Origin of the sequence: Mycolicibacterium arseniciresistens (assembly GCF_030519285.1) — a bacterium.
In the GTDB taxonomy this organism is placed as follows: domain Bacteria; phylum Actinomycetota; class Actinomycetes; order Mycobacteriales; family Mycobacteriaceae; genus Mycobacterium; species Mycobacterium arseniciresistens.
Genome location: NZ_JAUMSQ010000283.1, coordinates 1 through 11,378, shown reverse-complemented (window position 1 = coordinate 11,378; position 11,378 = coordinate 1). Strand labels below are relative to the sequence as shown.

Sequence of the window (11,378 nt, the reverse complement as noted above, 5' to 3'; positions counted from 1 at the left end):
CCGAGGCCGAGCAGGGTGGGCTCGCCGGCGAGATCGCCCGCTGCCTGGCCGAACTCGTCACCCTGGACACCCCGACGGTGTCGGTGCTGCTCGGACAGGGCAGCGGTGGGCCCGCACTGGCGATGGTGCCCGCCGACCGGGTGCTGGCCGCCCAGCACGGCTGGCTGGCGCCGCTGCCGCCCGAGGGCGCCAGTGCCATCGTCTTCCGCGACACCGACCATGCGCCCGAACTCGCTGCGCAGCAGGGCATCCGGTCGGCCGACCTGCTGCGCGACGGCATCGTCGATGCCATCGTCGCCGAGCACCCCGACGCGGCCGACGAACCGCAGGAGTTCACCGCCCGGCTGTCGGCGTCGATCGCGGTGGAACTGCACCGGTTGCGCGAAGTCCCGGACGGCGACCGGCTGACGCACCGGCTGGCGCGCTACCGCCGAATCGGCCTGCCGTCCTGACGGTCAGAACGAGACGGGGCCGGTGATACCGACCATCATCGCCGCGGCCAAGGCCAGCAGCACCTGCAGCACGCACCCGGTGATCGCGACGCGCACCGACTGTTTCGCCTTCGCGAGGCGCCAGATCGCGATCGCGGTGGTGACGATCAGCAGCGCGCCGCCGCCGTAGAGCGTCGCCTCCATCGCCCACTGCGCCCACCGCGGATCGCAGTCCCCGGAGTCGCACGAGGCGACGGCGCTGATCGCCGTGAGCCCGACGACGGACGCCGCGATCTGCGCCAGCGTCAGCTGGAGGAACAGGAGCGCCGCGGTGATAACGATCTGTGCGGCCCCTGCCCGCGGGCGCCGTGCCGCTTCGACGGCGACCCCGTCCTGATGTGCCACCCGTCCAGTATCGAGGCGGCCGAGGGGCGTCGAGCGCGGCAATATCGGGCGGCGCGGTCGACGCTAGCCGCCCAGTTCGGACACCTCGGCGTCGAGGATGGCGGCCTGCTCGGTGAGTTCGTGATCCGACGGGTCGTCACCGAGGCGGGCGGTGAGGTCGCGGCGGGTGATCACCTCGAGGGCGCCCCTGTACTCGTCGGACGCCAGCTGATCGGCGGTGACCACGTCGACGCGGCCCTCGATCAAGACGAGTACTGCGTCGCCCTCGGCGCTGTGCAACCGGCGCACGTCGTCGGCGGAGACCGTCATCACTGCCCCCGCCCGGTCTGCTGCTGCAGACGGTCGATCATCTCCGACGCCTGCGCCTTGGTCAGGTCGTCGGGCACCTCTTCTCCGGCTTCCTGCGCCAAGGTGCCCAGGTAGCTGCGTTGCGGTCCGGTCATCGGCTCGTCGCCGGTGACCCAGTCCGACGCGTCCTTCTCGGCGTTCTCCTGGGGTGCTCGCCCCACGTCTTCAGTCATGACTGTTCTATGCCCGCTGCGGGCGGCACTTATGCGTGCGATCCGAACATCAGTGCGAAGAAGATGGCGCCGCTGGTGACGAGGTTCAGTGGCAGCCGCAGCAGGCTGCGCCGAGTCCACCGCACCGCCGCCGCTTCGTCGACGGCGGCGGGGTCGGTCCGCTCGAACTCGGCCGCCTTGGGGATCACGTCGAGCAGCGACCAGATCCGCGCCGCGGCGTGCGTGGCCAGCGCGACGAGCAGCGGGTACCGCATCTCGGGTCGCCCCCACGCCGCGATCACCGACATCACGAGCAGCACCGCGAACGCGACGTGCGCCGGAAGCCAGAACCGCCGCCGGGAGATGCCGCCGTTGCGCTGCTGAACGATGCCGGGCCGCTTGGGCCAGAACGGGTCGATCGCGAGGTGCTCATAGAGTCCGCCGCCGAGCAGAATGCCGGAGAACAACGCGGTGGTGGCGATCAGGACGAGCGTCGGGGTCCACACGCGGTCCCATTATCCCGGCTCATCGCGGCTCGTCCGGTGCGCTGAGATACCGCTGGACCGTCGGCGCCAGCCAGGCCACCACCTCGTCGCGGGTCATGTCGACGACCGGGGGCAGCCGCAGGACGTAGCGGCACAGCGCCAGCCCGAGCATCTGGGTGGCGATCAGAGCGGCCCGCCGGGCGGGTGCCGTCGGCCCCATCTTCGTCAGCGCGGGCAGCAGCTGCGCGCTGAAGATCTCCCGCATGCGTTGCGCGGCATCGCTGTTCGTCGTGCTGGAGCGCAGTAGCACGACGAGCGCCTCGTCGCGCTCCCACCGGTCGACGAAGTGGCCGACCAGCAGCTTGCCGAGTTCGTCCGGCGCGACGTGGGCGACATCGGGCAGGTCCAGGTCGAAGTCCGCCGCCGCGGCGAACAGCTGGTCCTTGCTTCCGAAGTACCGCATCACCATCGACGGGTCGATGTTCGCGTCCGCGGCGATCGCCCGGATGGTGGCCCGCTCGAACCCCGACGCGGCGAATCGCTCGCGGGCGGCGGCGAGGATCACCGCCTTCGTCTCGACCGATGATCTACGCATGCCAACAAGTGTAGGCCAACAACTGTTGACTTTGTCGGCCGACAGGCGCACAGTTATGCCAACAAGCGTTGGCATTAAGCGAAGGAGCGGGCCATGAACAACACCGACGTCCTCATCGTGGGAGCCGGTCCGAGCGGACTGACACTGGCTGCGTCGCTGCTGCGACGCGGTGTGCGGACCACCATCGTCGATCGGCAGGCCGCGGGGGCCAACACCTCACGGGCCGCCGCCGTCAACGCCCGCACCTTGGAAGTGCTCGAGGATCTCGACGTGTCGCGCCGCCTGGTCAAGCAGGGGGTGCAGGCGCCGCGCTTCTCCATCCGCGACCGCGCCCGCACACTGATCCCGATCGACTTCAGCGTCCTGCCGTCGGCCTACCCTTACACCCTGCTCGTTCCGCAGAGCACCACCGAGCAGGTGCTGCTCGACCGGCTCGTCGAGCTGGGCGGCACGGTCATCCGGCCGAAGACCCTCGAGTCGGTCACCCAGGACGCCGACGGGGTGACGGCGGTGTTCGACGACGGCGACGTGCTGCGCGCCCGCTACGTCGTCGGCGCCGACGGGATCCACAGCACCGTGCGCGAACACGCAGGCATCGGCTTCACCGGCGGCGCCTACGACGAATCCTTCGTGCTCGCCGACGTCCGGCTGACCGGTGACGCGCCGGAAGAGGAGGTCGTGTTGTTCTGGGCGACGGCCGGGCTCACGGTGGTGGCACCGCTGCCCGACGGCTCCTTCCGGATCGTCGCCCCGGTCGCCGACGCACCCGCGGAACCGTCGGTCGCGTTCGTCCAGCAGCTCCTCGACGAGCGCGGCGCAGGCAATGTGCGGGTCACCGAGGTGGCCTGGGGTTCCCGGTTCCGCATCCAGCACCGGGTGGCCGACACCTACCGGGCCGGCCGGCTGCTGCTGGTGGGCGACGCCGCACACGTACACAGTCCCGCGGGCGGGCAGGGCATGAACCTGGGCATCCAGGACGCGGTCGCGCTGGCCGCCGCACTCGCCGCGGTGCTCGAAGGCGGATCGCCCGCGCTGCTCGACGACTACAGCGACACCCGCAGGCCCATCGCCCAGGATGTCGTCACCCTGACCGACCGGCTGACCCGGCTGGCCACCCTGCCCCGCGCCCTGCGCCCGGTACGCAACACGGCGATGAGCCTGGCCGGCCGGATCCCCGCGGTGCGGCGCGCACTGGCGTGGCGACTGTCCGGCCTGGTGTACCGCTAACCGTCCAGGCCGAGGACGCGCACGCTCTCCTCACGCATCTCGACCTTGCGCACCTTGCCGGTGACGGTCATCGGGAACTCGTCGACGACGTGCACGTACCGCGGGATCTTGTAGTGCGCCAGCTTGTTCCGGGCGAAGGACCGCACCGCGTCGGCGTCGAGCGCGGCGCGGCCCGCCTTCATCCGGATCCACGCGCAGATCTCCTCGCCGTATTTCTCGTCGGGAACCCCCACCACCTGGGCGTCCTCGATGTCGGGATGGGTGAAGAGGAACTCCTCGATCTCGCGCGGATAGACGTTCTCACCACCGCGGATCACCATGTCCTTGATCCGGCCGACGACGTTGCAGTACCCGTCCTCTCGCATGACGGCGAGGTCGCCGGTGTGCATCCAGCCCTCGGCGTCGATCGCCTCGGCCGTCTTCGCGTCGTCGTCCCAGTAGCCGATCATCACCGAGTAGCCCCGCGTGCAGAACTCCCCCGTCTCGCCCCGGTCCAGGGCCTCGCCGCTGCCGGGGTCGACGATCTTCACCTCGACGTGTGGATGCGCCCGGCCGATCGACGCGGTGCGCCGTTCGAGGTCGTCGTCGATCAGCGTCTGGCACGACACCGGCGACGTCTCCGTCATGCCGTAGGCGATCGCCACCTCCGCCATGTTCATGTCGGCCACGCACCGTTTCATCACCTCGACCGGGCACACCGAACCGGCCATGATCCCGGTGCGCAGCGACGACAGGTCGGTGTTCGCGAAGTCGGGATGGCCGAGCATCGCGATGAACATCGTCGGCACGCCGTACACGCCGGTGCACCGCTCCTGTTCGATCGCGGCGAGGGTGAGGCCGGGGTCGAAGCCGGGCGCCGGGATCACCATCGTGGTGCCGTGCGCGGTGCACCCGAGGTTCCCCATCACCATGCCGAAGCAGTGGTAGAAGGGCACCGGAATGCACAACCGGTCCTGTGGCCCCAGATTGATCAACTCCGTGGCGAAGTAGCCGTTGTTGAGGATGTTGCGGTGTGACAGCGTCGCGCCCTTCGGGAAACCCGTTGTGCCCGAGGTGTACTGGATGTTGATCGGGTCGCGGTTGTCCAGCTGCGCCATCCGGTCCCGCACCGCGTCGACGGCGACCCCCTGCTGCTCATGCAGGGCGGTCCACTCGTCAGTGCCCAGGAACAGCACGTCCCGCAACGCCCGGCAGCCGGGGCGCACCTCGTCGACCATGGCGCGGTAGTCCGAGGACTTGAACGACGTCGCGGCGATCAGCGTGCGCACCCCGGACTGCTCGAGCACATAGGCCAGTTCGTGTGTGCGATAGGCGGGATTGATGTTGACCAGGATGGCGCCGATCTTCGCCGCGGCGTACTGCACGATCGTCCACTCCGCGCAGTTCGGCGCCCAGATCCCGACCCGGTCGCCCTTCTCCACGCCGAGGCCGATGAAACCGGCGGCGGTGCGGTCGATCTCGTCGTTCAGCTCGGCATAGGTCCAGCGCCTGCCGGTGACCACCTCGACAAGCGCTTCGACGTCGGGATGCGCCTGCGCGGTCCGCTCGAAGTTGGTCCCGATCGTCTCCTCGAGCAGAGCGATGTCGGTGGGTCCGCGGTCATAGGCTTCCATGCCGCTATGGTCTACGTCACAGCCGCCGACCGCCACCCCCTGCCGGTCGGGTAAGCACGAGGAGTGGTTGCCGTTCACCCGTTCCGCATCGCCGTTACCGACGCCGCTCTCACCGATCTGCGGACGAGGCTCGCCAACACCAGGTGGCCGGAGAACGAGACCGTCGACGACTGGAGCCAGGGCGTCCCGCTGGCCTACACCCGTGAACTCGCCGGCTACTGGGCCGACCGCTACGACTGGCGCGCCCGCGAGGCCGCGCTCAACCGGTTCGACCAGTTCACCACCGACGTCGACGGGCTCGAGATCCACTTCATCCATCAGCGGTCCTCCCGCGACGGCGCGTTCCCGCTGCTGATCACGCACGGCTGGCCCGGGTCGATCGTGGAGTTCCACAAGGTGATCGAGCCGCTCAACGCCGCGGGCTTCGACGTCGTGTGCCCGTCGCTGCCGGGATACGGCTTCTCCGGCAAGCCGACCGGCACCGGGTGGGGCATCGAGCGGATCGCCGTCGCGTGGGACACGCTGATGGGCCGGCTCGGGTACGACCGCTACGGCGCGCAGGGCGGCGACTGGGGCGCCGCGGTGACCACGCAGATCGGCCGCAACGTCGGGTCATGCGTCGGCATCCACCTGAACATGCCGATCGGCAGGCCGCCGAAGGACCTCTCCGACGCCACCGAGGAGGAGCAGCGGGCGCTCGCCCGCGTCGCCGAGCACCAGCGCTGGGGCACCGGCTACTCCAAGGAGCAGTCCACCCGGCCGCAGACCGTGGGCTACGGCCTGGTCGACTCGCCGGTCGGCCAACTGGCCTGGATCGTCGAGAAGTTCTGGGCGTGGACCGACTGCGACGGGCACCCCGAGAACGCCGTCGGCCGCGACGAGATGCTCGACAACGTGATGCTGTACTGGCTCACCGCGTCGGCGGCGTCCTCGGCACGGCTGTACTGGGAGAGCTTCAACAGCTTCGGCGGCGGCGACCCGGTCACCCTGCCGACCGGTGTGGCGTCCTTCCCGAAGGAGATCCTGCAGTCGTCGCGCCGGTGGTGCGAGCCGAACTACAACATCACCCACTGGACGACGATGCCCCGCGGCGGACACTTCGCCGCGCTCGAACAGCCCGAGTTGTTCGTCGACGACGTGACCGCGTTCTTCGACACGGTCCGCTGAATGACGCCGACTACCTGGTGATCGGGGCGGGCGGCTCAACATCCTCAGGGCGAGATTGACGTCACGCAGCAGAAGTGCGAGAACGGTGCGACGTCACGTCGATCTCACGGTCGGTACGCGCCTCACGCGCCGCCCGGCCGGCTCGGCGAGTGTCGGGCTTCGACGCGTCTACGCCCCGCCGCCGCCAGGCGTCGGCGACCCGGCCCAGGATGTCGTCGACCGGATCCTCGGCGATCACGCGGATGACGATCCAACCCGCGGCTTCCAAGCGACGCACCCGCCGTTGATCTTTCACGTAACGGGCGCGACTGGTGCGGTGGTAGTCGCCGTCGTAATCCACGGCGATCTTGAGGCGCTTCCAGCCCATGTCGACGACGCCGATCAGACCCTCGGCGTCGTAGACGGGTATCTGCGTTTCGGGTGTCGGATAGCCGGCATCGATCAGCAACAGCCGCAGCCAGGTCTCCTTGGGTGAATCGGCGCCGCCGTCGACCAGGGGCAGCGCGACGCGCAAAGCATTGAGACCGCGGGCGCGGGGATAGCGCTTCGCCAGTATCAGAACCTCTTCGGTGGAGAAGCGGCAAGACCACATCAGCGCATCGAGTCGCGCGACCGCCTCGTTCCTCGGGAGTCGACGGCCCAGGTCGAATGCCGTACGCGCATTGGAGGTCACCGGTATTCGCCCGAAACGAGTGACCTCATCGTCACCGAGGGCGTCGTTGCGCGTCAGGATGCCTTCGGGTGGCCGGCCATGCCGCCAGATCAACTCGATCGGTATGTCGTCGTCGATGTAACTCGCTCCCCACATCTTCGATGCCGCCAATCCTGCCACCACCGCCCGCCGGTCGGACCAGAGCCAGGCGCCGTAGATGCGGTCGCGCAACGACAACGTGGCAGCCTTCTCGCAGTAGACGTCCGGGAACATCCGGCGGTGCCAACGCTGCAGCTCATATCTCGTGACAGCACCCTTGGCCAACGCTTCGCTACCGCGGAAGATCCTCCCCATGACGAGATGCTGGCATCAGCCACCGACAGCGGCGTGACATTGACGCCACGCAGTAGAAAGCCAAGAGAGGTGCTGCGTCACGTCAATCTCACGCAGCGAGCAACGACGGCTCAGGCGAGCGAGTCCTGCCACGCCCGGTGCAGCGTCGCGTAACGCCCGTCGCGGGTGATGAGCTCGGCGGGCGGACCGTCTTCGACGATCTCCCCGTGCTCGAGCACCAGCACGCGGTCGGCGATCTCCACCGTCGAGAGCCGGTGCGCGATCACCAGCGCGGTGCGGTCGGAGAGCACGGTCTCCAACGCCCGCTGCACCATTCGCTCACTCGGGATGTCCAGCGACGACGTCGCCTCGTCGAGGATCAGCACCGCCGGGTCGGCCAGGAACGCCCGCGCGAACGCCACCAGCTGCCGCTGTCCCGCGGACAACCGGCCGCCCCGCTTGGCCACATCGGTGTCGTACCCCTCGGGCAGCGTGGCGACGACCCGGTCGGCGCCGACGGCGACCGCCGCGGCCCGCACCTCCTCGTCGGTGGCCTCGGGCTTACCGAAGCGGATGTTGTCGGCGACGGTGCCCTCGAACATGAAGTTCTCCTGGGTCACCATCACCACGTGGCGGCGCAGTTCGCTCTGCGAGAGGTTCCGCAGGTCGACCCCGTCGAGCGTCACCGCCCCCGACGTCGGGTCGTAGAACCGGGCGATCAGCTTCGCGATCGTCGTCTTGCCCGCACCCGTCGTGCCCACCAGCGCGACGGTCTGCCCCGCAGGCACGTCGAGATTCAGCCCGGGCAGCACCGGCCGGCCCTCGGTGTACTCGAATTCGACGTCGGAGAAGGCGATCTCACCCCGCACCCGGTCCAGGCGCACCGGGTCCTCCGGGTCCGCGATGCCGGGCTTCTCGGCCAGCACCCCGGCCAGCTTCTCCAGCGCCGACGACGCCGACTGGAAGGTGTTGAAGAACTGCGAGATCTCCTGCATCGGCTCGAAGAACATCCGCAGGTACAGCAGGAACGCGGTCAGCGTGCCGATCGTCATCTCGCCGTGCAGCACCCGGTAGCCGCCGTAGAGCAGCACCACACCGGTGGTCACGTTGCCGACCAGCTTCACCCCGGGCATGAAGATCGCGAGCAGCTTGAACGTCTTCTCGTTGATCTCGCGGTACTCGTCGGCGATGTCCTCGAAGATCTCCTGGTTGCGCGGTTCGCGGCGGTAGGCCTGCACGGCCTTGATGCCCGTCATCGTCTCGACGAACTGCACGATCACCAGCGCCGCGCTCTCGCGCACCTTGCGGTAGGTCTTGGCGGACTCGGTGCGGAACCACCACACCAGCGCGACCAGCAGCGGGAACGCCGCCAGGCACATCAGGCCCAGCTTCACGTCGAGCACGACGAGCAGCACGGACGTGCCGACCAGCGTCAGCACGGCGGTGATCAGCGAGTCGAACCCGGTCTCCAGCATGTCCTGGATGGCCTCGACGTCGTTGGTCGACCGGCTGACCACCCGGCCCGAGGTGTAGCGGTCGTGGAACCGGATGTCGAGCCGCTGGAAGTGCCGGAACACCCTGCGCCGCAACTCGAGCAGCACCTTCTGGCCGACGCGGCCGGAGCGGCGCAGAAAGAACATCCGGCTGACGGCCTGCACCACCACGACGACGCCCAGCGACGCGACGATGAGCATCAGCTCGCGCGCGGACCCGCCGTCGACGATCGGCGGGATGCCGTGGTCGATGCCACGCTGCACGAGCAGAGGCACCGACAGCCGGGCGGCGTTCTCCACCACCACGACCAGCGCCAGCAGCCCGACCGTCAGGCGGTAGGGCCGCAGCAGCGAGCCCAGCAGCGCGCGGGCCTCACGGCGCCGCGGCACGTTCTCGTCGATCGGCAGGTCGTCGTCGCCGCTCTCCTTGACCCGTCCGCGCCAGTCCGTGACGGTCATCGCGCCTCGGCCTCCGACGTCACGAAAGGCCGCTCCGCACAGGCGTCGTCGGTGGCTTCCTGCTCCTCGTAGGCGCGGTCGAGGCGGCGCCGGTCCTCGTCGTCCTGCCAGGCGCAGCTGCGCTCGGCGCCGTCGTCGAGCTGGTCGTCGTCGGCGGCCAGCAGGTAGCGGTACTGCGGCACGTCGGCCAGCAGTTCGGCGTGCGTGCCGATGTGGGTGATGGTGCCGCCGTCCTCGGTGCGGCCGATGAGCGCGACCTTGTCGGCAAGCAGCACGGTGGACGCACGGTGCGCGACGACGATGCCCGTCACCGAGTGCAGCACCCGGCCCAGCGCCTCGGTGACCACCGCCTCGGTGTGCATGTCGAGCGCCGAGAGCGTGTCGTCGAGCACCAGGATCTTCGGCCCCGCCAGGATCGCCCTGGCCAGCGACAGCCGTTGGCGCTGCCCGCCGGACAGACTCATGCCCTGCTCGCCGATGCGGGTGTCCAGGCCGAACGGCAGGTCGTAGACGAACTGCGCGGCGGCGACCTCGACGGCCTCGGCCAACTGCTCGTCGGTGGCGTCCGGGCGGCCCAGCCGCAGGTTCTCGGCGACCGACATGGAGAACAGCGTCGGGTCCTCGAACGCGGTGGCCACCGCCTCGCGCAGCGCGGGCAGTGACAGCTCGCGGATGTCGCGGCCGTCGATGCGGATCGACCCCTCGCTGACGTCGTAGAGCCGCGACAGCAGCGCGGCCAGCACCGACTTGCCCGAGCCGGTCGGGCCGACGAGGGCCAGCGTCTCCCCCGGTTCGACGGTCGCGCTGACGTGCCGGAGCGTCCACTCCTCGCTGTCGGGGAACCGGAAGCCGACGTCGACCAGTTCCAGGCGCCCGCCGCGCGGCGCCGCATCGGCCGGGCCGTCGGTGATCTCCCGTGGCGCGTCGAAGATCTCGGCGATGCGGTTCGCGGCGGTGAACGACTCCTGCGTCATCGACAGCAGGAAGCCCAGCGAGGCGATCGGCCACACCAGCGACAGCATCATCGTGATGAACGCGACCAGCGTGCCCAGGGTGACGTGCCCCTCGCCTGCGGCGTAGGCGCCGAAACCCAGCACCACGATCAGCGTCAGGTTCGGGATGATCTCGAGCAGCGTCCAGAACTTCGCCGACACCCCAACGCGCTTGACCTGGGTGTCGTACAGGTCGGTCAGCTGCCGGTCGAAGCGGTCGTAGACGTAGTCCTCGCGGCCGAAGGACTTGACCACCCGCAGGCCGAGTGCCGCCTCCTCGACGTGGGTGGCGACGTGGCCGGACTGGTCCTGCGCCAGCCGCGACAGTCGCGTGTAGGACTGCTGGAAGTGCAGCACGATCAACGTGATCGGGACGATCGAGACCAGCACGACGACACCGAGCGGCCAGTACATCGACAGTAGGATCGCCGTCACCACGGTGATCTGCAGGAGGTTCAGCACCAGGAACAGCAGTCCGAACGACATGAAGCGGCGAATCGTGCTCAGGTCGTTCATCATCCGCGACAACAACTGCCCGGACTGCCAGCGGCCGTGGAAGCTCATCGGCAGGATCTGCAGGCGCGCGTAGAGATCCTTGCGGATGTCGGCCTCGACGCCCATGGTGGCGCGCGAGCTCAGCCAGCGTCGGATGAACCACAGCACGGCCTCGGTGATGCCGATGCCCATCGCCGCGGCGCCGAGCAGCCACAGCCCCTGCTGGTCCTGATGGCGCACCGGGCCGTCGATCACCGCCTTGGTCATCAGCGGGATCGACACCGTGGCTCCAAGGCTCGCTATCGCGATGACCACCATCGCCGTCCACCGCGCCCGGTAGGGCAGCAGGTACGGCAACAGCCGCCACAGGTCCGAACTCGCCCGTGGCCGCGCGGGCGGCGGTGCGATCGCGGGCACCGAGTTCACGGGTTCACTCACTTAGAGAATCTTCCCATCTCACGCAAACCAATAACCCGCCGTGCGTCGAACGTCACGCGGCGACCCCGGCGTCCTGCGGGCCGAACTGCGTCT

12 protein-coding genes are annotated in these 11,378 nt (G+C 69.2%); 3 read left to right on the top strand and 9 right to left on the bottom strand.

The window, feature by feature from the left end; genetic code table 11:
* The coding region (locus Q2100_RS25565; protein ID WP_302916316.1) for a carboxyl transferase domain-containing protein at positions 1–452 on the top strand (452 nt) is incomplete at its 5' end.
* Between the two features lie 3 nt (positions 453–455).
* Here Q2100_RS25565 and Q2100_RS25560 read toward each other — a convergent pair.
* From Q2100_RS25560 to Q2100_RS25540, 5 genes are all read right to left on the bottom strand, one after another.
* Entirely contained in the window at positions 456–836 is a 381-nt protein-coding gene (locus Q2100_RS25560) for a hypothetical protein (protein WP_302916315.1), read from the bottom strand.
* A 63-nt stretch (positions 837–899) separates the two neighbouring features.
* Positions 900–1,145, bottom strand: coding sequence for a hypothetical protein (locus tag Q2100_RS25555; protein ID WP_302916314.1), 246 nt, complete (start codon positions 1,143–1,145; stop codon positions 900–902).
* Positions 1,145–1,357 carry a DUF3072 domain-containing protein gene (locus Q2100_RS25550; RefSeq protein WP_302916313.1) on the bottom strand — a complete coding sequence of 71 codons (213 nt, stop codon included), beginning with the start codon at positions 1,355–1,357 and terminating at the stop codon, positions 1,145–1,147. Before Q2100_RS25550 ends, Q2100_RS25555 begins: the two co-directional genes overlap by 1 nt.
* Positions 1,358–1,386: 29 nt before the next feature.
* On the bottom strand, positions 1,387–1,842 hold the full coding sequence (locus Q2100_RS25545) for a hypothetical protein (protein ID WP_302916312.1): 456 nt from the start codon (positions 1,840–1,842) through the stop codon (positions 1,387–1,389).
* A gap of 19 nt (positions 1,843–1,861) precedes the next feature.
* Positions 1,862–2,416, bottom strand: coding sequence for a TetR/AcrR family transcriptional regulator (locus Q2100_RS25540; protein ID WP_302916311.1), 555 nt, complete (start codon positions 2,414–2,416; stop codon positions 1,862–1,864).
* 93 nt (positions 2,417–2,509) lie between these two features.
* Between Q2100_RS25540 and Q2100_RS25535 the strand changes: the two genes are divergently transcribed.
* Positions 2,510–3,643, top strand: a complete 1,134-nt coding sequence (locus Q2100_RS25535) for an FAD-dependent oxidoreductase (protein ID WP_302916310.1) — start codon at positions 2,510–2,512, stop codon at positions 3,641–3,643.
* Here Q2100_RS25535 and Q2100_RS25530 read toward each other — a convergent pair.
* Positions 3,640–5,256, bottom strand: a complete 1,617-nt coding sequence (locus Q2100_RS25530; RefSeq protein ID WP_302916309.1) for an AMP-binding protein — start codon at positions 5,254–5,256, stop codon at positions 3,640–3,642. The two genes, Q2100_RS25535 and Q2100_RS25530, sit on opposite strands and share 4 nt — an antisense overlap.
* Before the next feature lie 63 nt (positions 5,257–5,319).
* On the opposite strand from Q2100_RS25530, the gene Q2100_RS25525 reads away from it, so the two are divergent.
* Positions 5,320–6,423 carry an epoxide hydrolase family protein gene (locus Q2100_RS25525; RefSeq protein WP_302916308.1) on the top strand — a complete coding sequence of 368 codons (1,104 nt, stop codon included), beginning with the start codon at positions 5,320–5,322 and terminating at the stop codon, positions 6,421–6,423.
* A 61-nt stretch (positions 6,424–6,484) separates the two neighbouring features.
* Here the strand turns inward: Q2100_RS25525 and Q2100_RS25520 are convergent, their stop codons facing one another.
* The 3 genes from Q2100_RS25520 to Q2100_RS25510 all read right to left on the bottom strand — a co-directional run bounded on the left by Q2100_RS25520 (position 6,485) and on the right by Q2100_RS25510 (position 11,285).
* Positions 6,485–7,429, bottom strand: a complete 945-nt coding sequence (locus Q2100_RS25520; RefSeq protein WP_302916307.1) for a DUF559 domain-containing protein — start codon at positions 7,427–7,429, stop codon at positions 6,485–6,487.
* Positions 7,430–7,539: 110 nt separating this feature from the next.
* On the bottom strand, positions 7,540–9,360 hold the full coding sequence (locus tag Q2100_RS25515; protein WP_302916306.1) for an ABC transporter ATP-binding protein: 1,821 nt from the start codon (positions 9,358–9,360) through the stop codon (positions 7,540–7,542).
* Positions 9,357–11,285, bottom strand: coding sequence for an ABC transporter ATP-binding protein (locus Q2100_RS25510; RefSeq protein ID WP_302916305.1), 1,929 nt, complete (start codon positions 11,283–11,285; stop codon positions 9,357–9,359). Before Q2100_RS25510 ends, Q2100_RS25515 begins: the two co-directional genes overlap by 4 nt.
* Positions 11,286–11,378: the final 93 nt, after the last annotated feature.

What these genes read in the sequence shown, in the direction of transcription:
- Q2100_RS25530 (WP_302916309.1), bottom strand. Translation starts at nt 5,256, where the DNA reads ATGGAAGCCTATGACCGCGGACCCACCGACATCGCTCTGCTCGAGGAG.
- Q2100_RS25550 (WP_302916313.1), bottom strand. Translation starts at nt 1,357, where the DNA reads ATGACTGAAGACGTGGGGCGAGCACCCCAGGAGAACGCCGAGAAGGAC.
- Q2100_RS25520 (WP_302916307.1), bottom strand. Translation starts at nt 7,429, where the DNA reads ATGGGGAGGATCTTCCGCGGTAGCGAAGCGTTGGCCAAGGGTGCTGTC.
- Q2100_RS25515 (WP_302916306.1), bottom strand. Translation starts at nt 9,360, where the DNA reads ATGACCGTCACGGACTGGCGCGGACGGGTCAAGGAGAGCGGCGACGAC.
- Q2100_RS25540 (WP_302916311.1), bottom strand. Translation starts at nt 2,416, where the DNA reads ATGCGTAGATCATCGGTCGAGACGAAGGCGGTGATCCTCGCCGCCGCC.
- Q2100_RS25535 (WP_302916310.1), top strand. Translation starts at nt 2,510, where the DNA reads ATGAACAACACCGACGTCCTCATCGTGGGAGCCGGTCCGAGCGGACTG.
- Q2100_RS25555 (WP_302916314.1), bottom strand. Translation starts at nt 1,145, where the DNA reads ATGACGGTCTCCGCCGACGACGTGCGCCGGTTGCACAGCGCCGAGGGC.